Raw genomic sequence first — 22837 nt, 5'->3', positions numbered from 1 at the left:
TTGTTAGATTGGCCGGAATGCATAAAGGAGAGAGACCATGGCACTCATAGAAGAAAAGCGTTTAGCCATTATTATTGCGGCTAAAGAAGAGTTTATTGAACATGGGTTTACCAAGGCGAATATGGATAGAGTATGCGCGTCTGCAGGGGTATCAAAGCGAACTCTTTATCGTCACTTTAAGAGTAAGGAGGTATTGTTTGAGTCGATACTTGCCATCATCAAATCAAGTGTCGATGAAAAAAATCATTATCCGTTTGATGCACATAAGAGCCTAGCTGAACAACTGACAGTCATAACTCGGAATGAAGTGGAAATTCTTTACAAAACTTATGGAATTCCGTTTACTCGGGTGGTGTTGGCTGAGTTTTTGCGCCAACCAGAAATGGCTCAACAAATCATAACAAAGCTGTATCGTTCTCACGTCCTAGCGAAATGGTTTGAGGAAGCACAACAGGCCAATGCAATACAACACATTGATAGTGCTTTGCTTTCTAATACATATTCTAGCCTGTTCAATGGTCTGTTTTTGTGGCCATTCGTATTCAACATGAAACCACTTCCATCCTCAGACGAAATAGAGCAGAAAATCGAACATCTTGTTTTTGTTATCTCAAGCACCTGTGAAGCATCAATTCAACGTTAGTTAAAGTGATACTGCTGCAACTAAAACAACTCAGAAAGCTGCTCAACCAGAGCATCAATCTCACTCAGCGCGACATTGCCGTAGCCTAGTACAGCGCCTTGCCAATCTCGCGTTCTAAAATCTGAATGCTCATAAAAACTCATCGGACGCAGCACAATACCTTTTGACTGAGCGCGCTGCGTCCATTCGTGTTCATCAATACCCTGCTGCCACTTTAAAGTGATATGGAGACCAGCAGCCTGACTGATCACCGCAACTCTATCGCCAAAGTGCTTTTCAACCGCCAAACACATCTGCTCATGCTTAGTTTTGTACAGTCGGCGCATTTTACGGATATGACGTAATAACCCACCTTCGGTAATAAAATCTGCCAACGCTTCTTGTGTGTGCGTAGGTGAATCACCACTTAACGCATCTTTAACCACCAAACATTGCTCTACTAAACGTTCAGGAACCACAAGGTAGCCAAGTCGTAAGCCGTTAAACATCACTTTACTGAAAGAACCCACATACAACACGCGATCATCTCGCCCCATTTGAGCCGCTAGCCCTTGTAAGCTGGTATAGGGGCGATGAGCAAACTGGAATTCGCTGTCATAATCGTCTTCGATGATCCAACGTGACTGTTCAACTGCCCAGTTGATGATCTTCCCCCTTTGCTCGATATTGAGTGTGGTGCCCATGGGATATTGATTGCTTGGGGTGATATACAGGGCATCGGCATCACTTGTGCTCACCGCTTCCACATCAAAGCCTAGTTTCTCTCGGACGAATAAAGGCTCAAATTGATACTGTTGGAATTGAATCAACTTCCGCATTTGCGCGTAACCCGGTTGCTCCATCAGAACCTTATCACCTTGCTTGAGAACAACCATCGTCGCAATCGACAACGCTTGCTGTGCCCCAGAGGTAATAATGATGCGCTCTGGGGAACAATTCACTGAACGGCTTGATGCAAGGTAGTCAGCTAAAGCACAGCGTAATGTCCAACTGCCCTGGATATCTTGATTCCCCAACAAGCAGGAACGGGAGAGATGGCGAGCAAGTAACTTTTGCCACTGCGCCATCGGAAACGCTTCCAAATCAGGCACACCCGGTGCAAATGCGCAGTTGATATCAAAATTAGTTTTTGGTGAAGAGTCCGTCTTGATTGAACGAGGTTCAGGTAGATACTGCTCCGGCAGTTCGACGGCAACATAAAAACCCGAACCTTTCTGACTGTTCAAGTACCCTTCCGCTACAAGCTGCTCGTAGGCTGAAATCACGGTATTCCGACTAAGATTAAGCTCTTGTGAGAGCTTTCGTGTAGAGGGTAATTTCCCATTCTTCGCCCACAACCCTTGAACAATCTTCTCGCGGATTGCAAAAAACAACGCTTGCTGACGCGTTCCATCACTTTCTTTTAAATGCAGGTCACCGATATCAATCAAAGACAAACTGGATCCATCCATTAGTTAAAACTGGCTCTCTTTAAGCTACCAGTTAAACGCTACATTGCAATCAGAGATTGAGGAGCAAGTGCTCGTCCATGTGAGCAAATAAGGAGAGAAAATGTTATCCAATACCAATAGAACGGAAATTAAGAAAGGCGTACACAAAGCCGTCTCTGATGTTAACAAACTGCACGCCATCATAGATGAAAGCCTAATCGCTCATGTTGCAATAACCAACGAGTCTGACCCTGTAGTTATTCCCATGTTGGCATGGCGTGTCGATGATTACGTGTATATCCATGGTGCCAACAACAGTCGATTGTTACGCTCACTCAAACAAGGAGTGCAAACGTGCCTTACCTTTACTTTGTTTGATGGTTGGGTATTAGCTCGAAGTGCATTTCATCATAGCGCGCATTATCGTAGCGCCGTGGTCTTTGGTCAGTTTGAGATTGTGGATTGTAACCAAGAGAAAGACAGATTACTGAATCACTTTATCGAACAGATCGCTCCGGGGAGAACCGAAGAAGTCCGTTTGAGTAATGAGAAAGAGCTCAAAGCCACTATGCTACTGCGCATTCCACTCACAGAAGCATCGGTGAAAATCAGCAATTTTGGCGTCAATGATGATGCGGAAGACATGGACATTCCTGTTTGGGCTGGTGTCTTACCCTACCGAACCGTCGTAGGCCCACTGCAAGCTTGTGACGATTTGTATGAAGGTATTGCTGAGCCAGATTACCGCAGTGCCTATCCTAATCGTTGGCAGGAATAAGCACCGTAAAACGTGCCCCGCCTAAGTGACTCTCGCCGACGGAAAGTTCCCAACCTAATTGCCTCGCTGCACTGGTAGCGATGGCAAGCCCTAAACCAAAACCTTTCACGTCGGCGTTGCGGCTTTTGTCTAAACGAGAGAATGGAACAAACACTTCTTCTCGCATCGCTTCGGGAATACCCGGACCATCGTCCTCGACATCAACAATCCAGAAGTGCTCAACCGACCGAATCGTCACCTCAACGCAAGATTCACCGTAACGTTTCGCGTTCTGCAGTAAGTTATCGAGAACAAGGTTGCCTAAAGTCGGTTGCAAGTGAATGGATTGATACGCAAGTTCATTTTCTACCGTCAACTTGGCGAACTCTAAGCCTCGGTAATTCATTCGGCTTTTGCACCAAAGCGGCAGTTCAATGGTTTCAACAGAATCGTTCAAAGAATGGTTTTTGACGCTCAAACGAGACAGCATGACAATGTCGGACGTTAAATCCGTCACCACATCAACGTACCGTTCAATATCATCATGCAACTCTGCCTGCATTTCACCGCTGGTGCGCCTTGCTAAATCCGTCGCTAACTGAATTCGGCTGAGGGGAGTGCGAACTTCGTGAGGAATGGCTTGGGTAAAGATGTGTGTCTGGCGTACTCGCCTTTCTATGTCTTCTGACATGTTGTTGAAACCTTGGGCAAGTTCTTTCACGGGTTGCGAAAATTGCTTCAGATCGACTCGCGTATTCAACTCACCAGATCCAAACTGTTGTTGTGCGGCCGTCAGCTGTCGGATCTGGCGATCAAGGCGACGCACAGGTATGTAAACCATGACACCTAAACTGCACACCACAGTAAGTAACAGCGTGAGAACGAAAATGATCTCGGAATCTTCATCCCAATCGATATCTGGACTGAAAAAGTCACGCTTTTCTTTAAAGACCAAGCTCTCTGACGTATTAGGAAGCGGAAACACCGCAGCGTAGATACTGTCATCGATCAAATAAACGGGGACCCCTTGCATACGATAAAGTAACTCGCAGTCCAAGCACGGGGGTGAGCCATCCCAGTTGTTCAACAATGTGAGGTCGAAGATAAAGAAATCTTGTTTTCCGTTGACGGTGAGCTTTTTGTACAGTGAATCGGGTGAGCCTCGCTGTTCGATATACTGGTCAACAAAGTAAGCACCGTCACTTAAGAAAATACCGGCTTCTGTTTTACGCATGTACTCGTCGCCCATGAAAAGGAACAACGCGACCGTTAACGCGAGGCCAGTCACCAACCCCACGTAAAGACGAGTAAACATGGAAAACATGCGCTACTTCCCTGTGAGCATATAGCCGCGATTACGCACGGTTTTTATGGTTGCGGTATGGATATGAGCCTTGGAAAATTTTTTCCTGAGTGAGGAGATTCGCATGTCAATGGAACGATCGGTAATGCAATATTCAATACCTCGGGCGAGACGGCAGCATGACTCTCGGGAGACAGGTTTATCGACGTTGAGCATTAGGAGTTCTAGGATCTCAAATTCAGAGTCTGTGAGATCGATGTCTTGTTCCAAGTAGTAAGCTTTGGAACGACGTGTGCAGAGGTCAATACCATATCGACTCAATTCAGTCTCTTCTACGGTATCCACTTGACGGCGATAACGGCGCAATGCGGCCTCAATACGGGCAAGCAGAATATTACCTTTGATCGGTTTGGTCAGGTAATCATCAGCCCCAAACTTAAACAAGCTGACTTCACTCATCTCATCATCCGTTGCGGTTAAAACAATGATGATACCGTGGTAGAACTCTCGCGCCTCTTGGCATATTTCCGCGCCATTTTTGCCGGGTAGCATCAAATCTAACAGCACTAATTCCGGCTTGAGTTCCTTAATCGCCTCTAACGCGTTTAGACCATTATCGACCACTGTGACTAGATAGCCTTCCGCCTCTAGATACATTTTGGTTAGTCGAGCAATCTCAGAATCATCCTCTACTAGCAAGATTTTATTGCCACCCATGAACCATTCACTCCATCTATAAAACAGGAGAAGTATATCGTTCGTTTTGTAGGGCGCAACCCACATGCACGACACTTTTTCCTACAAGAGATCGCTTACAAACACTTACAAACCATACATTTATAAAAGCCAACCACACTAAAAATAAGACAATTAGAGCAAACCACCAATTTATAAATCAAAGACAGAGCATTAAATAATTAAAACCAACCATGGCAATATATAAATCCTTTATTATTTTGGATTTATCGAATTAAAAACCTTACAACAAAACATTTCTAATCATTATGACTCAGCTTGCTCATATAGACAGATTTTTCTGTTCCCCCTAAATTCCCACCGAACCCTCAGCCTGTGAGTAATACAAAAATGAAATTCGCTCGATTAACGCCTTTAGCCATGTTGTGTGCGGTTAGCCTAACAGCTTGCGGTGGTAGTGACTCAAATTCGAAAACCTCGACAACCACACCTCCAACGCCACCAACCCCAACATTGAACACCGTTATTATCCCTACTGTCGTTTCTACAGAATTTCCAGCCGAGTTAAAAGTAGCGGCAGATGCTGGCTTCACCCACTACGTAAAAATCTCCCTTTCTGAAGCAAACAGCGACGATGCATTTCACATTGTGGCGGTTGATGATGGTGTGAATAATGAAAAAATCTTTCGTGCCGCAAAAATCATCCAGCACCTACTCACAAACCAACCGGATTCTAAGTACGGCGCCGACAAGTCTGGTATCGCTAAGACATTAGCCGACCGTGATGCGACACTAATGCTGACAGCAAACGATGACCAGAATAACGAAATGCTAACTAAGATCTTTATTGGTGAGCTACTTCGTCAAGACAAGCTAAATGATGCCGTCACAGACTCAGGGTTATCTCAATCTTTTGATACCAGTTCACTAGACAAGTTTATTGCTGACATGATGGCACTTAACGAAGACGACATGGACACATTAGTGGAGTCTTTGATAACGACACTAATGAGCAGCAAAGACACGCCAAACTGGCTCATGAACAGCCAATCTCTAATGTACCGAGAACTCACGGTTGAAGGCGATTGCCATTACATGAGCAACTTTGCTGATTACTGTGCCAATCTTGGCAACCACGCCGACCGTGATGCCGCTTTTGAAGAAATTCTACACTTGGTCCAAGCGCAAGGCATTGCACCTAACGCGTCGACTGCGACACTGCAAAACGACATTCAAGCTCATGCGTTAAGCATCTATAACGATATCCAAGCCGGCAAGCCAACGGTATGGCGCCCGACACAAAATGATTGGGAAGATTGGGAGTCAGACGACTTCGATCCAGAGCGCGTTAAACAAACCGGTTCTTCTTACTCTCACGAATATTTGGCTGCCGCTTTTGAAGCGTACATGGGCGTAGCAAAAGCAAACGGGCAAGGTTTAGACGGCTACCAAGCATTAACGCGTGAGGAAATGCAAACCCAAGATCCACAAGCGGTTGATTGGATTGGCGGCTTATTCCACGGGTATCTGCAATACACTGCGAACATCGATTCTGCAGGCGTCAAGCTTTACACAGAGAAGACGAATCCGGGTACGGTGCCTACCTTCCGTATGTCACCAAACAAAGACGGTTTGGTAGACACGTACACCTACAAATCTCAGTGGCTGACAAAAGTGAAGATTGTTGGCGACGACGCAATCAATGTCATCGGTAATGACCAAGACAATACGTTTGAAGGCAACAGCAAAGACAACAGCATTTATGGTGAAGGCGGCGTCAACACCTACATCGTGCCGCACAAACTGGCGGAATGTATCGTAATCAAAGCGAAGAACGTCTCTGTTGAGTGTCCTAGCACAGGCTCCGACGAGTTATACGACATTCAGAACATCCAATTCACCGATAAAACTTTAGATGTAACCAAGCTATAAACAATGAAAAACATGAAGAAACTTAATCTACTCGCTCCCCTATTCCTTGTTGGTTGTGGTGGCCTAGCCGTCATGGATCGTACTGATGCAGTAAAAGCGCAGCCAGAAATGTTGGTGAAAACCGACGGCGATTTTTGGGGATTCGGTGCGGACGGCCATTTTGATTTTGCTGGCAAGTACAAAGGCAAATATTCACGCAGTGCTTCAAACTCAAGCTGGTTCAATCGCATCTCATTTAAAGAAGGCGCAATGGGCGCAGAAGTGACTCGCATAGACAGCGGTGAAACTTGGCTCCTAAACTGCACAGGCGGCGGCATGTCGGTTAACTACATGGGCGTTGATTTTGGTGGCAACGATCCATACACCTGCGACATTACTCAAGATGGTAAAAAAGTCGGTGAGTTTGCGATGGAGCCAAAATCTGCACTTATCGATATCAGCCTTGAGAAAAAAGAGACTGGCGTCGTTCGAGTTGGCAACACGCATTTCAATGTTGAAACCGTACACACGAGCCCTGATTCCATGATGGCGGTAGACATTCCATTGGGATACAGCTTCAAGCAAGGCACACAAGAAGTTGCAGCAGTACAGACGAACGGCACAATTGCCGTACAGATGTTGCCAGAGCTTAACGATAAACAAAAAGATGTGGTTGTCATCGGTGCCGTTGCGAGTGCACTGAGCTGGCGCCCTGAAGAATAAGCGTCTAAATAACGCATAAAAACCAAAGCCCTCAACCTAGAGGGCTTTTTTGTTAATACACACCTTGTCAGGCTATTTTTCTAGTCGCGCTGCATACTGTTTCGGTGTTAAGCCTCGGTGCTTTTTGAACATGCGATTGAAACTCGCCACATTGGTGTAGCCAAGCCGCAGTGCAATATCCTCAATGCTATTCTGCTTACTCAACAACTCTGCCGCGACATTACTCAGTACATAGCCAGATACGGTTGAGAAGTTAAGCCCTAATTTGTGTAAGCGGCGTTGAAACTGCTGCTCAGACAAACCCAATAATGCAGAAACGCGCTCAAGTGTAGGAAGCCCATAATGGCTACTGTAATTCACCACTTCATAAATCACTTTCAGCTCATCTTCTGGATCGGGCATGTTGAGTAAATCATCCAAATCGGAAAAACTCATCGCTAAACGGTTGTCTTCACGATGATTTACCTGCCGCGAAGCAAGACGATCATCGCCGTTAATCCATATTTCTGTCTTGGGTTGGCTCCATTCCACTTCACAGCCGAAGTACTCTTTATAGAGCGCACTGTTTTTCCTAGAGCCAGAAATCATCACTCGCAAAGGTTGATAATCTTCACCCAAAAACTCGCGTAAGATTTTGATCATGAATATTGCACAACGAATGCTGTCGTGCACTTTGACTGAGGTTTCAATAAAGGGATTATGATAGGTCCATTTGATGATTTTTCCGGATTGTTCACCCGCAAAGAAAGCACCAGATTGAAGATTACTCGTACCATAATTGACTCTTCGAATCGTGCTAGCTAAGTCATTGCCAGAGAACAGCCATCGCCCAACAGGGCCAAGCTTTTGCAACTCAATGTCTCGGCTAAGGTTCAAGATCACATCTGGGTCATTGCTTCGCTCTTCAACACGTCGATACCATTCGGACACCGCTCTCAAGGGAATTAAACCCATCGGGTTATGAAACACCGAAGCAGGTATACCAAGCTCATCTGAGCTCAAATTGTACTTAGATAACGCAAGGTTATTCATGTTTAAAATACCCATGGCGCGAATAAACCGAACTGTTCTCATAACCAATCACATCAAATTTAATCCTCTAGTGATTGAATTTGTCACAAAGACTCACCTATTTCAATTCCTGATCACAATAAGCCAACAGTTTGATAGAGGAGTGTTTAATGAGTTTACTGAGTGTCCCATTTGTCGGAACCGGCGCAGATACAGCGTTGCATGTCGTTGCTGCCGTCGTTTTAATCGCGAGTGTTGCAGGCGCGTGTTACGGCTTTTGGAAAATCCATGAGTTGCCAATTAATAAGGCACATAGCAAAGACCACCATCAGATAGGGTTGATCACCGCCCTCACCTGGATAGGTTTTGTCTGGCACTGGGTATGGGTGCTAGCCGTGATTTTTGCATTCGTTGATATGGAAAAAGCCATCATCAATCTGCGTGATACATGGAAAAGTAAACCGCAAACAGAAGCACAGCCACAAGAGGAGGCGTAATGTTAGAAGGTTTAGCGGTTTGGGCACTCTTCATCTATTTGCTGCGTTTAGTCGGCATGCCCTGGAACAAAGCGACTAAATCGTTCGCTTATCTTGGCGGTTTGGGTTGGCTGATGTTCGTATGGGTGGGCTTGATTAACTTCACACCGATGGATTTATCCGGCGGTTCAGTGGTGCAATCTCCTCATGTTCAATTGCGTCCAGATTCAACGAACGTGAAAGGCAAAGTTGACCACATTTACATCAAGCCGAATCAACAAGTTGAAAAAGGTCAGCTCATTTATGAACTCGACCCAACGCAATACGAGATTGCATTAAATCAAGCGAACGTATCCGCTGATTCTGCTCGCGTTGCATTAGCGACAGCAAAAGGCGACATCGAGATTGAAGAAGCTAACCACGAAGCGCTAGTGCAAGATCTGGAAACATCAAAGAGCCAATTGGAAGCCGCGAAAGTTGACTACAAATTGCAGAAAAAGATGCTAGATCGTTATGTTGAGCAAAACCGAGTGGTGCAAAACACCATTACGGAAAGCGACATCGACAAACAGTCGAGCACAGTAGACATGGCTCGCCACAATGTGTTGACTCTTGAATCTCAAATCAAGAAGAAACAAGTCGATATTTCACGTGCAAAGCTGGCGATTCATAAAGCGGAGTTAGCGGTTGAAACGAAGCAGGCTGAATTGCGTCAAGCGGAAGAGCAAATTGCAAAAGCACAATGGGATTTGAACAGCACCAAAGTGCATGCACCTAGTGATGGCTTTGTAACTAACTTTATCCTGCGTGAAGGTCAGCGCGTATCAGCGATGCCACGTATTAATATGTACACCAACGAGAAGTACGTACTGATGCGAGTGAACCACCAAGCGATTCGTAACATCAAACCGGGTCAACCTGCGGAATTCTCCTCTTCGGTTTATCCAGGTAAGATCTTCTCAGCGACTGTCGAGGGCATTGTTGAGGCAACAGGTGAATCACAAGGTAACCTAATGGGCTTCGATGACTCTGTTCGCGTCACAACCGGTAAGAACTTGCAGAACAAACACCACTTTGTTCGTCTTAAGATTGATGAGCCAGAAGGCTACGACATCCCTGTAGGCTCTGTTGGCCTTGCATGGGTCAGCGGTGAAAAACCGATAGGCTTCATGGCCTTCTTGGATGTGATTCGCGGGATCATCATCCGAATGAAGTCTCAACTGTACTTCTTCTACTCTATCTAAACTCACAAACCGCCAGTTACGCTGGCGGTTTTCTTTTCATTTGTATCCAAGCACGTACTTTTCCCGTATAACAATTAGTTAGTAAACAACGGAGAAGATTCATGTCGGCAAAGGAAAGAAGCCTACCTACCCATCGTATCTCAAGATTCAGCAAGTTCGCTTCACTTGCTACCCGTGTCGCCGGCAATGTGATTGCAGAAGGCACGAAGCAGATCGCCAAAGGCAACAAACCAAAAGCGAAAGACCTATTGCTGACGCCGCAGAACATCGCGCGCTTAACCGACCAGCTTGCACATCTACGTGGCGCAGCAATGAAGCTCGGTCAAATGCTGTCAATGGATGCTGGTGATGTTTTAGAACCTGAGCTCGCTGATATTCTCTCACGTCTTCGCTCCAACGCAGACCCAATGCCAGCAAAGCAGCTAAACGGTGTTATGGAAGGTTCGCTTGGTGCTAACTGGAAAGCCGAGTTCCTGTCCTTTAACTTCAAACCTATTGCCAGCGCCTCAATCGGACAAGTGCATCAGGCCTACAGCGATGCAGGTGATAACCTAGCCGTCAAAGTACAATATCCTGGCATACGAAAAAGTATCGATAGCGACGTCGATAATGTCGGCACACTACTTAAAGTCGTTGGGTTGATTCCAGAGTCTGTTGATTACAAAGGCTTGCTGGAAGAAGCGAAAAAGCAACTGCATGATGAAGCCGATTACGCACGAGAAGCTCAATTTGCCATTCGTTACCATGACGCTTTGAAGGAGCACCCTCATTTTGTGGTGCCAAAGATTCACACCGAAAGCAGCTCAGACTCCGTTCTCGCGATGGAGTTCATTGATGGCAGCCCGATTGAGCAAATCGAACATTATGATCAGAGTACGCGAGATTTTGTCATGCACAGCCTACTCGAATTACTGTTTCGAGAGCTGTTCGAATTTAAGATGGTGCAAACCGATCCCAACTTCGCCAACTACTTATATATCGAAAACACTCGTCAAATCGGCTTGCTAGACTTTGGTGCGACCCGCGAATATAGCGAACGGTTCAGTACCGGCTATCGCCAAGCTTTTGCTTCTGTCGTGAATAATGACGAACAAGGCTTAAATGATGCGCTTGAACAAATAGGCTTCTTCAGCCAAACCATCCTTCCAGACCAGCGCCAAGCGATTCTCGATCTAGTGAAAATGGCATGTGAACCTATGTTGGTCGATGAGCCGTATGATTTCAAAACCAGTGGTCTAGCACAGAAGCTTCGCGAGGCTGGCACTATTCTAAGCATGGAGCAAGAGTACTGGCACACGCCACCAGCCGATGCCCTATTCCTACACCGAAAAATTGGCGGTATGTACTTGCTCGCCGCTCGTATTGGCGCAAAAGTGAACATTCGCCAATTGGTCTCACCTTACCTACAGATAACTGACCAATAGGCTATTGTTTTTCTGCTATTTTCGAGTACCTTGATCAGCTGCCTATAAGAATAATCTGACTGTCGGGGTGCTCGGTGAGTAAGTTTCAAGACCTCTCCACTCTAATCGAACAAATTGTCCAAGCAGACGAAGCGGAACAAGTCACCGCTTTGAATGATTCTATCGAATGCGGTCTCGAGCCCGGTGCGGTTGCATTGATCCTCGAAGCCTTCCCGATCGATGATCGTGTGCGCTTGTGGCGTGCGTTACCTATGGAACTGCACATCGATGTGCTAACCGAAATGCGTGCAGAAGTGCGTCTTTCGATCATCGAAGCGCTTTCTGAAGTAGAGTTAAAGCTTACTTTAGCAAAGCTAGATAACTTATCTCTGATCGAATGGGCAGACTCTCTGCCTGAAGAGTTTATCAATGAAGCGTTAGAGCTGATTGAGAAAGACGAACTCGACCTCTACGATCAAGCAAACGAATACGAAGACGAAGAACTTGGCCGCTGGGCTGAGCGTAAGATCATCACCCTCCCTTTTAATATCACGGTTGGCAAAGCTCGACGCCTAATGGAGCGTTACAGTTACGATACACCGCAACAAGTGTATCTCATCAACCGTAAGAAACAGTTTCGTGGCGCGGTGAACTACTATGAAATCTTGCGTAGTGAGGAAGACGTTCGCCTTAAAACCTTAGCGATAGAAACCGTCACCGTACTCGACAGTAAAATGGAGTTACCAGAAGCGGTCGAAGCGCTAGAGCACAGCCCTCTTCCTGCTTTGCCAGTGACGGATGCTGACCAAACCTTAATTGGGGAAGTAGATTGGCAGTTTGCTCTGAGCACTCAACGTGAAATCTACGAAGCACGCTTAATGGCGGGTACCGGTATGGATGAGGGCGATGACTTGTTCGCACCTATTCTAAAAAGCTCGCAAAAGCGCGGCGTTTGGCTCGGTATCAACTTACTGACTGCGATTCTAGCGTCTGTCACTATCGGTTTGTTTGAAGACGTGATTTCACAAGTGGTTGCTCTTGCTGTTCTGATGCCAATCGTTGCCTCTATGGGTGGTATTGCGGGCAGTCAAACACTGACCTTGATGGTTCGTGCTATGGCATTAAATCAGATCACCCCAGGTAACCGTTTTGCGCTGCTTAAAAACGAACTGGGTATCGGCTCTCTTAACGCTTTGTTGTGGGCGCTGATCATCGGTGGATTAGCAGGACTTTGGTTCCAATCTCCCGTTTTAGGCGGAACCATCGCGTTAGCCATCATCGTCAATATCGTTACCGCAGCATTATTTGGCGTGCTGATCCCTATTGTTCTGGATAAACTAAAGCTAGACCCAGCCTTGGCAGGTTCAGTCATCCTGACAACCGTTACTGATGTCGTCGGTTTCTTTGCTTTCTTGGGGACTGCCAGCCTAGTAATGTTGTAAAAATGATTGCCCTAGTTAATTAATTCATCATTAGCATATTAATTACAAATTGCAATCCGCATTTGCATTTTGCAATTAACACAATAAATTAGGCAACCTATATCACAGAAACCGCGTTTTTACGGTGGTTTTAAAGTTGGCACGCTAACTGCATTATCTATAGTGACCCTTCTTAAGCCGAGGGTCACCTAGCCAACTGACGTTGTTAGTGAACTTGAATTTGTTCACAAGTATATAAGCCAATCGCACTCTTTGCGGTTGGCTATTTTTTTATCTGTGTTTTCGTGATTCCTTTCTTCGCCTTCCTCCTTCTCGCACTCAGTACTCTCTATTCAAGCTGCAGCAAAATCCCAGTATCAAAGTCAAAACTCCAAAAACTTACAAACGATTTCACTCCATATTTCGCTAAGTTAACCACTAAAAACAACCACCTGAGGCTACATTCCTTATTTAAGCCGCATAAACATCAGTGATTAAACTTAATTATGTTTAATTTATGCGCAACACAACACCCAATCAGAAAGAAAACGTTTGCTTAAAAAACATAAGAGGTAACAATGGTTGAGTTTATAAAGAAAGCGTGTAAAGCAAAGGTGATATAAGAAAGTGCCCAATGATACCGATTTCATGACAGATTACTCTTGCATGGAGCAATCAATTAACAAACTTTTTTGCTCTTCAAATAAAATATAACCTTATGTTTTTAATGGAATAAAAAAACACAAAGACTTGAGTAAACGTTTAAATGACAAAAAACTCATTGACTATGAGATTTACATCACGATAATACGCGCCGTTTGCCCAGAAATTGGGATATATAATTAGTTTTAATTTTTATGCGGAGGTAAAAATGGCTGCAGACAATAACTACAGTCTCGGACCGGTTCCTAACACTGCCAGAAAAGGCGTGGCATCATTAACCATGGTTATGTTGGGACTCACTTTCTTCTCCGCAAGTATGTGGACGGGCGGCTCGCTCGGTACTGGCCTTTCTTTTGATGATTTCTTCCTCGCTGTTCTCATTGGTAACCTAATCCTCGGTATCTACACTTCTTTCCTCGGTTACATCGGCGCTTCTACTGGTCTCTCCACTCACCTCCTTGCTCGTTTCTCTTTTGGCTCTAAAGGCTCTTGGCTTCCTTCCGCACTTCTTGGCGGTACACAAGTTGGTTGGTTTGGTGTTGGCGTAGCAATGTTTGCGATTCCAGTAAACAAAGCAACAGGCATCGATACAAACACGCTTATCATCATTTCTGGTCTACTCATGACCGCAACGGTTTACTTCGGCATCTCTGCGCTTATGGTGTTATCTGCGATTGCAGTTCCAGCGATTGCCCTTCTTGGCGGTTACTCTGTGATTGAAGCAGTAAACAGCGTTGGCGGCGTGGCTGAACTGCAAAAAGTACAACCGGCACAACCTATCGACTTTTCAGTAGCCCTAGCAATGGTGGTTGGCTCATTCATCAGTGCGGGTACCCTAACCGCAGACTTTGTTCGATTCGGCAAGAAGCCAAAAGGCGCAGTGATGGTCACGATGGTGGCGTTCTTTATCGGTAACTCACTGATGTTCATCTTCGGCGCAGCTGGTGCGGCGGTAACAGGTCAATCGGACATTTCAGAAGTGATGATTGCGCAAGGTCTTCTTATTCCAGCTATCATCGTTCTTGGCTTGAACATCTGGACAACCAACGACAACGCGCTTTACGCATCGGGTCTAGGCTTCTCCAACATCACTGGTTTGCCAAGTAAATACATCTCAATGGCGAACGGTTTAGTAGGTACATTGTGTGCACTATGGTTGTACAATAACTTTGTAGGCTGGTTAACCTTCCTATCGCTTGCAATTCCACCAATTGGCGGCGTAATCATTGCGGACTTCTTCATGAACCATAAACGTTACACAAATTTCGCAGCAGCAGAGTTCCAAACGGTTAACTGGGCTGGCATTATCGCTGTGGCGATTGGTGTTGCAGCAGGTCACTTCCTTCCGGGTATCGTGCCTGTGAATGCGGTACTAGGCGGCACAATCAGCTACCTGATTCTAAATCCTATTCTTAATAAAAAGACACTGGCACAACAGCCAGCGTAAGGAACCATCATGACAACACTATTGATCAAGAACGCAACGCTAAAGGGACAGGAAGGCCTCCAGCAAATTTTGATTGAGGATGGTCAATTCAAGCGTATTGAAGACAATAATGTAGAACTAAATTACACAGGTGATGTTCTTGATGCGGAGGGCGGCATGGCTGTCGCTCCTTTCTGTGAGCCGCACATTCACCTAGACACCACGCAAACCGCCGGTGAGCCAAGCTGGAACATCTCTGGCACGCTTTTCGAAGGTATCGAGCGTTGGGCTGAGCGTAAAGAGACACTGTCGATTGAAGACGTGAAATCACGCGCAAAGCAAACACTTAAGTGGCAAATTGCAAACGGTGTGCAGCACGTTCGTACTCACGTTGACGTTTCTGACCCTACCCTAATTGCCCTAAAAGCGATGGTAGAAGTTCGTGAAGAAATGAAAGAGTGGGTAGACATCCAAATCGTTGCGTTTCCACAAGAAGGCATTTTGTCTTACCCAAACGGTAAAGAACTACTGGAAGAAGCGGTTCAGCTGGGTGCTGACGTTATTGGTGCAATTCCTCACTTTGAATTCACTCGTGAGTACGGCATCGAGTCTCTGCACTACGTTTTCGAACTGGCACAGAAATACGACCGTTTGATCGACGTACACTGTGATGAGATCGATGACGAGCAATCACGTTTTGTTGAAACGCTTGCAGCGCTAGCGCACAAGTTCAACATGGGTCACAAGGTAACCGCAAGCCATACAACGGCTATGGGCTCTTACAATGGTGCTTACGCATCTCGCCTGTTCCGTCTGCTACGCATGTCTGGCATCAACTTCGTTGCAAACCCATTGGTGAACATCCACCTTCAAGGCCGCTTCGATGATTACCCGAAACGCCGTGGTGTGACTCGTGTAAAAGAAATGCTGAATGCCAACATCAACGTATGTTTTGGTCACGATGATGTATTTGACCCTTGGTACCCACTAGGCACTGCAAACATGCTGCAAGTTCTGCACATGGGTCTGCACGTATGTCAGGTAATGGGTTACGACCAAATCAACAACTCACTGGATCTGATCAGCACCAATTCAGCACGTACACTGAACATTCAAGACAAGCACGGCATAGAAACAGGTAAGCCAGGTAGTTTACTGATTCTTCCTGCAGAAAATGGTTTTGATGCAGTACGTCGCCAAGTTCCGGTTCGCTACTCAGTTCGTCACGGTAAAGTGATTGCAGAAACACAGCCTGCGACAACACACATTCACCTTGGTGAGCAAGAGCAAGTGACTTACAAGCGCTAATCATTGAGCTTTTAAACAAAAAAAGGGTCTGATTGAATCAGACCCTTTTTTTATTTCTTCACGCGCTGTGTTAGGTGTCTACGGCAACTAATGACATTCCTTAGCAACGAAGGCGTATTCCCTAAATAGACAACCTTGCCATCTTCATCAACAATGGCAGGTACAACCTTTAAGCCTTTCATATCTGCGCCGTATTCCACCAACTTACGTTCTAGCTCATATAAATCCTGCATATCTCGGACTCAATTTATAATTATCAATTTTCGCGTGAATGCTATCCCTCTAAAGAGATATCAATACTGATCTGGATCATGAAAGATAGATCCTAATTATGGTGGGCTCAAACTTGAGACACTTCATGGTTTGAATGTATTTTTGAATGTGAAATTTTGTGAACCGCATTCAAATTAAATTTCAGAATATAGACAGTTTGCGTAATAAATATTTGCACTCCTTCGTAACAAACACTAAAGTTAGGGAGTTAGTTGAGCTTTATAATAAAAAGCCACAAATCGCCCAAACACAGATTTAACACTAACAACGTCAAAATTAGTGCTTATAAAATAAAGAATAAAACAAACCTAGGGTCAACAGCAATGTTGACCCTTTTCTTTGCTTCCCTCAATTCGAGCCAAGCAGAAAAACTTTGAGCCTTATAGTAAACAAAACTTTTGCGTGATAACTGTCGGTTATCAGCGAGATAAGTGGATTCCTAATCAAACAGCGTTCAATAATAGCTTCGAACCAAACATCTCGGAGTGAAATACATGAACATTTTCAACAAAACTACATTGGTCGCGGCGCTATCTCTTCCCCTACTTGCAGGATGCGTGACTCCGGGAGAAGATGATCCAAACGCATTAACAAAACAAGGCGCTGCAGGTGGTGCACTTTTAGGCCTGACGATGGGCGCTTTGACGGGTGATGCTGAGCTCGCCGTGAAAGGCGCAGTTGCGGGTGGTGTAGCCGGTGGTGTCGCAGGTGCTGGCGCGGATATTCACAATAACCGTGACAACATTCGCCACGACAGCCGCAATGACGCGATTAGTGGTATTAACGGTGGTCAGAACACAGCAGCAACCAATACCCCGCAGCAGTGGCAAGAGATCGATAACTTTGTTGGTGATTGGAACGTAAATATCCAGAACCACAATCGCGACTTTAAAGGTTTAGAAGGTCTGTCGGCACACGGCTCGCTAGCAAAAACAACAGAAGCAAATGTTAAGGTGACCAATTCGCAAGGTGTTGACCTTAATGCCGCGTTCACGTTCGATCCACAAGCAGGCTACCAACTAACGCTGACTAATGAAGCAAAAGATGTATCGGTTGCTTTTGCTGGTGAACAACAATCACAAAACCATCGCTACAACTTCTACCCGATGAACATTAACGACGTCATTTACCAAGGCATTCCGACAGGTGATGTGCGTGTCGAGCTAGGTTTTGCAGGTCCAAACGTTTGGACCATCGATAGCTACGCTTACATCGACGGAGCAGAACAAAAAGTACAAACGTTCCGATTCACTCGCACCCAGTAAAACAACAAGGCTTTCTTCGCAACATCTCAATAACAACGTCTCATTTGGCAATTTAATAAAGGCTTAGGCATACTCTGTCTAAGCCTTTATTTTTTAGAAGAAATCCATGTCTCAACTTAACCTAGCAGAGCTCAGCCAATTTGAGCCTCAGTTCCTACAGTTTATGCAGCAAGAGATGCAAACTGATGCCGCTCACGACCTCAGTCACGTCCGACGCGTAGTCAAAACCGCTCGTCAGCTAGCAGAACAAGAAGGCGCAGATTTAGCCGTTGTATTGCCTGCTGCGTATCTGCACGATTGCTTTACTTACCCAAAAGATCACCCGAACCGCAAGCAAAGCTCAACAATTGCGGCAACCAAAGCGATTTCGTTTCTAGAAAGCATCGACTACCCTGCTCAATACCATGACGCTATCGCCCACGCTATAGAATCTCACAGCTTTAGCGCCAACATTACACCTAATACTTTGGAAGCTCAGGTCGTCCAAGACGCAGACCGCTTAGACGCGCTTGGCGCAATTGGTGTGACACGTTGTATTCAAGTGAGCACGTTGTTTGATGCCGTCTTATATAACGAACAGGACATGTTTGCAGAGCATCGAGAATTGGAAGATAAACGATTCACCATCGATCATTTCCAAACCAAATTGTTTAAAATAGTCGAGACGATGAACACCAAAGCAGCCTATGAAGAAGGTTTGAAGCGTAAAGCGTTTATGCAGTCTTACCTAGATCAGTTGCGCCAAGAAGTAGAAGGTTAATATGTCGGAAAGTCACGACCTAATTAAAGAGCTCAAACGCCAGCTCAAGCAGTCTGGTTTGCACTATGTCGATGTCGCACAGCATTTGGAGCTAAGCGAGGGCTCAGTAAAACGCTTATTGGCAGAAGGCAGTCAAATCAGCCTCGACCGCTTGGAGCGTATCTGTCAGCTGATTGGGTTAGAAATGGCAGAGCTATTTAAACTGGCAGCAGCACACAACAAAGGGCTGGAGTCGCTCACGCTAGAACAAGAAAAACAGCTGGTTGATGATAAAGGCTTATTGTTGGTTGCGGTTTGTGTGGTCAATGGTTATCGCTTCGAACAAATCATCGAGCAATACACCTTTGATGAGTTAGAGCTGATACAAAAGCTCGCTCAACTCGACCGCCTCAATATCATCGACTTGCTGCCAGGTAACAAGATTCGTCTGCGTATATCTCCGACATTCAAGTGGCACACAGGTGGCCCTATTCAGCGTTTCTTCCAGCAACAAGTTCAAGAAGCTTTCTTCCAGAGCTATTTCTCTGCTGAAGATGAAAAGCTAGTGATGGCAACGGGCTTAATGAGCTTGCCAACCAACAAGAAGATGCAGCAAAAGCTACAAAAGGTCATTGATGAGTTTTATCAGATCTGTCAAAGCGACGATTCACTGGATATGAACGAGAAGCACGGTACCTCACTGGTGATAGCTATGCGTCGTTGGACATTCCCGCTGTTTAATCATTGGGAACGTAAATAGAGAAGAACTGATGCTCGATAAACTCAAAAGCCTATCGGTCAAGACAAGACCGATTCTCCCTTTGTTCGTACTCATTGCCTTTGGTGGTTTTGCGGTGTTCATTGCCACACTCTTGCAACTTTCTGATGTGGTTAAGGAGTCTTATCTTATTCCGAGTGGCGTAACCGCGTTGTGGGCGCTTGCCGCTTGGGTGATGATCTCAAGCTTTCAGCATGTTCCTGAACTTACGCCAAGCCTCGGTTTTTTCAAACGAATGAAAGCTCGCTTGGTGCGCCTGTTCTTTTATTTGGTGACATTAGGCTTTATTGGACTCTCTGGTTTTATTCTGTTTGTCACATTGAGAATGCTCAGAGTCTGGTTTCGACACTAAGCTAATCTCGTAACACATAAGAGCACCAATCAGTGCAATATCACAAAATCATGAAACCAAAAGTATCGCAAAGTGTTACTTTTAGTTTCTCATAACGTAACTCTTTTCTTCGTGCTAGCTTCCTAAAACGCAACCTTTAAAGTGCTCCCATCTCAACGCGATTTTGCAATTACGGAGCCAGCATGTTTCTCACTAAACGATTCTTCCCCTATTTCGTGACTCAGTGCCTTGGTGCACTGAACGACAATATCTACAAGAATGTTCTCTTGTTGATGGTTACCTACAGCCAAATTGACTCACTACCGATGTCGGTCGACCTCTTTGTTAACCTTGCGGCTGGCTTATTTATTCTTCCCTTTTTTCTATTTTCTGCCCACGCGGGTGCGATTGCCGACAACATGGACAAAGCCAAGTTAATCCGCCGCTTAAAACTTATTGAATTAGTGATCATGAGTTGTGCAGCGACGGCTATCATGACGCAGAGTGCCATTCTAATGCTGGTTCTACTCTTCATGACTGGTACTCAATCGGCTTACTTCGGCCCTGTGAAATACGCTCTACTTCCTCAAGCGCTAAAATCTGATGAGCTAGTGAAAGGCAACGCTTGGGTTGAGATTGGGACTTTCCTTTCTATCCTGATTGGTACATTAAGCGCAGGTCTATTGCTTGCGATTCCAAATGGTATGCTTATCGCCTCTTGCATTGTGATTACGCTGTCACTACTGGGCTTTTTAAGCAGCGCAAACATCCCTTCTCTGCCAAGTAAGAAAAGTGACCAAGTAAAATTCGAACCTGTTACTGGTTTGAAGAAAACACTCAAACTGGCACAAAAACAACGCGGTATTTGGATGTCGATTCTAGCAATTAGTTGGTTCTGGTTTATGGGTGCGACTTACCTGACTCAATTCCCAAATTTTGCTCGTGAACACCTATTTGCAGACAGCACTGTGGTTTCTCTGTTGTTGGCTCTGTTCTCAGTTGGTATCGCGACAGGCTCATGGTTATGTGAAAAGCTGTCTTTCAATCAAGTTGAACTGGGTATTCTGCCATTTGGTATTTTGGGCTTAACGATTTTCAGTGTCGACCTACTATGGGCAGTACCTGCAATCGAATCTTTCCCAAGTCAGTATTACGATGTACAAAGCTTTGTTGCCCAATCTTCACATATTCGAGTGATGATCGACTTGTTCTTGGTTGGTGTGAGCGGAGGCGTATTTATTGTTCCCCTTTATGCGTTTATCCAATCGCGCTCAGAAGAAGGCGAATGCGCTCAATCTATTGCGGCAAACAACATCATGAACGCACTGTTTATGGTCGCTTCCGCTGCTGTTTCTATCTTGGTGTTAAGTGTTTTAGAGTTCTCTATTGTTGAGCTATTTGCCATTTTGGCCGTCGGTAACTTCATCGTGGCTATCTACGTTTACCGTCAAGTACCTGAGTTTACTCAGCGCTTTGTTAGCTACTTGCTGAGCCACTGTCTGTATCGAGTTTCGGTAACCGGTCGTCAGCATATTCCAGAACAAGGCGCTGCGCTGATTGTGGCAAACCATGTGAGCTATGTAGACGCTTTGATTCTAATGGGTACATCAACCCGTCCAGTTCGATTTGTGATGGACAAATCAATCAGTGAGCTGCCTGTTCTTAAATATGTTTTTCGTCATGCTGGCGTTATCCCAATCTGCTCTCCACGCAAATGCGCAGAGACTTACAAAAGAGCTTTCGAACAGATTGAGCAAGCTCTTAATAACGACGAGGTAGTTTGTATCTTCCCTGAAGGTCGTTTGACCTCAAATGGCGAACTGGGCGAGTTCCGACCGGGTGTTGAGAAGATTTTAAAACGTACACCAGTTCCCGTGATTCCAATGGCGTTAAAAGGCTTATGGGGCTCTTTCTTCAGCCACAAGAATGGACATGCGTTAACGAAGCGCCCTACTCGCTTTTGGTCTCGTATCGAAGTCAATATTGGTGAGTTATTACAACCAACCACATTAGATCGCCATTTGTTACAAAAAGAAGTGCAAGATTTGCTAATTCGCTGACAGTAGTCTTGTGGAGAATCTAGTAGGATAAAATCAACGTCATAAATCTAGGAGGTATTATGAAAATCATCATCTTACATGGTCTTTATATGCATGGGCTGGTCATGCAGCCTCTTAGCCAAAAGCTGAGAAAGCTGGGCTACGAGACCCAAGTATTGAGTTACAACACGGTTTCAATTAACGAAGAGTCGCTGTTCGATTCTATCGATAAGGCGCTTAATCCGCTGACGGCAAATGTGTTGGTGGGTCATAGCCTAGGTGGTTTGATGATTAAACGATACCTCGCAAGCAGAAAACCATCGACAAGTCTGGTGTCCCACGTTGTGGCAATTGGCTCGCCACTGAAAGGCGCATCTATCGTGACTCGCATTCAAGATTTGGGATTCGGTGCGATGCTGGGTAATTCACCGTATCACGGCCTTAACAAGCACGAAGATGTTTGGACTTTCCCACAAAAGCTCGGCAGCATCGCAGGCACAATGGGCATTGGCGCAAGGCCGATTCTAATGCACAAAGACAACACCATGTCTGACGGTACGGTTACTGTAGATGAAACACGTTTAGAAGGCATGCAAGATCATATAGAGACGAAACAGACTCACACTAGCCTTATCTACAACACCTATGTACCTGCGCAGATTGATCACTTTATCAAAACTGATCACTTCAGCAGATAGCGCACTTTTCCATCAAGTAGTTGCAATCTACTTTTCAAGCCAAGGCGTTCGCAGTACTATCTCTACTCCGACCACTCATTTGAGTGTCGGAGTTTTTTACTTCTAACCATATTGGTTGGATTCAATGTTCTCAGGGCGGGGCGAAATTCCCCACCGGCGGTATACTCTTTTGAGTGAGCCCGCGAGCGCTCGATTCGTCGAGGTCAGCAGATCTGGTGAGATGCCAGAGCCGACGGTTATAGTCCGGATGAAAGAGAATAAGAAAACATCAGCGGTTTCCTCAACGTTCTGTGTTGGTG

Annotated in this window: 21 protein-coding genes and 1 riboswitch; of the genes, 16 read left to right on the top strand and 5 right to left on the bottom strand. The window is 45.4% G+C overall.

Going from position 1 to position 22837, the window contains the following annotated elements; genetic code table 11:
- Positions 1-37 precede the first annotated feature (37 nt).
- Complete coding sequence (locus tag KJB05_RS21415; RefSeq protein WP_208445092.1) at positions 38-643, top strand: TetR/AcrR family transcriptional regulator; 606 nt, start codon at positions 38-40, stop codon at positions 641-643.
- 20 nt (positions 644-663) lie between these two features.
- Here the strand turns inward: KJB05_RS21415 and KJB05_RS21410 are convergent, their stop codons facing one another.
- Positions 664-2094, bottom strand: coding sequence for a PLP-dependent aminotransferase family protein (locus KJB05_RS21410; RefSeq protein WP_208445093.1), 1431 nt, complete (start codon positions 2092-2094; stop codon positions 664-666).
- Between the two features lie 100 nt (positions 2095-2194).
- Between KJB05_RS21410 and KJB05_RS21405 the strand changes: the two genes are divergently transcribed.
- Entirely contained in the window at positions 2195-2851 is a 657-nt protein-coding gene (locus tag KJB05_RS21405; RefSeq protein ID WP_208445094.1) for a pyridoxamine 5'-phosphate oxidase family protein, read from the top strand.
- On the opposite strand, the gene KJB05_RS21400 is transcribed toward KJB05_RS21405, so the two are convergent.
- Together KJB05_RS21400 and KJB05_RS21395 are read right to left on the bottom strand one after the other, a co-directional pair.
- Positions 2832-4154, bottom strand: coding sequence for an ATP-binding protein (locus tag KJB05_RS21400; RefSeq protein ID WP_208445095.1), 1323 nt, complete (start codon positions 4152-4154; stop codon positions 2832-2834). The genes KJB05_RS21405 and KJB05_RS21400 overlap by 20 nt on opposite strands.
- Positions 4155-4157: 3 nt before the next feature.
- Complete coding sequence (locus KJB05_RS21395) at positions 4158-4850, bottom strand: response regulator transcription factor (RefSeq protein ID WP_009704784.1); 693 nt, start codon at positions 4848-4850, stop codon at positions 4158-4160.
- A gap of 369 nt (positions 4851-5219) precedes the next feature.
- Here KJB05_RS21395 and KJB05_RS21390 point away from each other — a divergent pair, with 369 nt between their 5' ends.
- Both KJB05_RS21390 and KJB05_RS21385 read left to right on the top strand, forming a co-directional pair.
- Entirely contained in the window at positions 5220-6761 is a 1542-nt protein-coding gene (locus KJB05_RS21390; RefSeq protein ID WP_208445096.1) for a hypothetical protein, read from the top strand.
- 12 nt (positions 6762-6773) lie between these two features.
- Complete coding sequence (locus tag KJB05_RS21385; protein ID WP_208445097.1) at positions 6774-7463, top strand: hypothetical protein; 690 nt, start codon at positions 6774-6776, stop codon at positions 7461-7463.
- Positions 7464-7535: 72 nt separating this feature from the next.
- Here KJB05_RS21385 and KJB05_RS21380 read toward each other — a convergent pair whose 3' ends face one another.
- A complete protein-coding gene (locus KJB05_RS21380) occupies positions 7536-8537 on the bottom strand; it encodes an AraC family transcriptional regulator (protein WP_208445098.1) in 1002 nt (333 codons plus the stop codon).
- A gap of 107 nt (positions 8538-8644) precedes the next feature.
- Between KJB05_RS21380 and KJB05_RS21375 the strand changes: the two genes are divergently transcribed.
- The 6 genes from KJB05_RS21375 (at position 8645) to KJB05_RS21350 (ending at position 16415) form a co-directional block, all read left to right on the top strand.
- A complete protein-coding gene (locus KJB05_RS21375) occupies positions 8645-8971 on the top strand; it encodes an MFS transporter (RefSeq protein ID WP_005442452.1) in 327 nt (108 codons plus the stop codon).
- On the top strand, positions 8971-10194 hold the full coding sequence (locus tag KJB05_RS21370; protein ID WP_005442453.1) for a biotin/lipoyl-binding protein: 1224 nt from the start codon (positions 8971-8973) through the stop codon (positions 10192-10194). The genes KJB05_RS21375 and KJB05_RS21370 overlap by 1 nt, the downstream gene beginning before the upstream one ends.
- Positions 10195-10295: 101 nt before the next feature.
- Positions 10296-11618, top strand: coding sequence for an AarF/ABC1/UbiB kinase family protein (locus KJB05_RS21365; protein ID WP_020194107.1), 1323 nt, complete (start codon positions 10296-10298; stop codon positions 11616-11618).
- A 74-nt stretch (positions 11619-11692) separates the two neighbouring features.
- The gene (locus tag KJB05_RS21360) at positions 11693-13039 is read left to right on the top strand and encodes a magnesium transporter (protein ID WP_009704789.1); all 1347 of its coding nucleotides are present in this window, start codon (positions 11693-11695) and stop codon (positions 13037-13039) included.
- 850 nt (positions 13040-13889) lie between these two features.
- Complete coding sequence (codB, locus tag KJB05_RS21355) at positions 13890-15128, top strand: cytosine permease (RefSeq protein ID WP_208445099.1); 1239 nt, start codon at positions 13890-13892, stop codon at positions 15126-15128.
- Positions 15129-15137: 9 nt separating this feature from the next.
- A complete protein-coding gene (locus tag KJB05_RS21350) occupies positions 15138-16415 on the top strand; it encodes a cytosine deaminase (RefSeq protein WP_009704790.1) in 1278 nt (425 codons plus the stop codon).
- 50 nt (positions 16416-16465) lie between these two features.
- On the opposite strand, the gene KJB05_RS21345 is transcribed toward KJB05_RS21350, so the two are convergent.
- Positions 16466-16648, bottom strand: a complete 183-nt coding sequence (locus KJB05_RS21345; protein ID WP_009704791.1) for a hypothetical protein — start codon at positions 16646-16648, stop codon at positions 16466-16468.
- 534 nt (positions 16649-17182) lie between these two features.
- On the opposite strand from KJB05_RS21345, the gene KJB05_RS21340 reads away from it, so the two are divergent.
- The 6 genes from KJB05_RS21340 (at position 17183) to KJB05_RS21315 (ending at position 22538) form a co-directional block, all read left to right on the top strand.
- A complete protein-coding gene (locus KJB05_RS21340) occupies positions 17183-17953 on the top strand; it encodes a hypothetical protein (RefSeq protein WP_038893564.1) in 771 nt (256 codons plus the stop codon).
- A gap of 106 nt (positions 17954-18059) precedes the next feature.
- Entirely contained in the window at positions 18060-18713 is a 654-nt protein-coding gene (locus tag KJB05_RS21335; RefSeq protein WP_020194105.1) for an HD domain-containing protein, read from the top strand.
- 1 nt (position 18714) lies between these two features.
- Positions 18715-19452, top strand: coding sequence for a helix-turn-helix transcriptional regulator (locus KJB05_RS21330; protein ID WP_208445100.1), 738 nt, complete (start codon positions 18715-18717; stop codon positions 19450-19452).
- 10 nt (positions 19453-19462) lie between these two features.
- The gene (locus KJB05_RS21325; protein WP_208445101.1) at positions 19463-19822 is read left to right on the top strand and encodes a hypothetical protein; all 360 of its coding nucleotides are present in this window, start codon (positions 19463-19465) and stop codon (positions 19820-19822) included.
- A 182-nt stretch (positions 19823-20004) separates the two neighbouring features.
- Positions 20005-21861, top strand: coding sequence for an MFS transporter (locus KJB05_RS21320; RefSeq protein ID WP_208445102.1), 1857 nt, complete (start codon positions 20005-20007; stop codon positions 21859-21861).
- Between the two features lie 59 nt (positions 21862-21920).
- Entirely contained in the window at positions 21921-22538 is a 618-nt protein-coding gene (locus KJB05_RS21315; RefSeq protein WP_005442468.1) for a cob(I)alamin adenolsyltransferase/cobinamide ATP-dependent adenolsyltransferase, read from the top strand.
- A gap of 122 nt (positions 22539-22660) precedes the next feature.
- Positions 22661-22801: riboswitch (FMN riboswitch) on the top strand.
- Positions 22802-22837 lie beyond the last annotated feature (36 nt).

Origin of the sequence: Vibrio sp. B1ASS3, from assembly GCF_905175355.1 — a bacterium.
GTDB classification, from domain to species: Bacteria; Pseudomonadota; Gammaproteobacteria; order Enterobacterales; family Vibrionaceae; genus Vibrio; species Vibrio owensii.
This window is presented reverse-complemented; position numbering and strand designations above follow the sequence as displayed.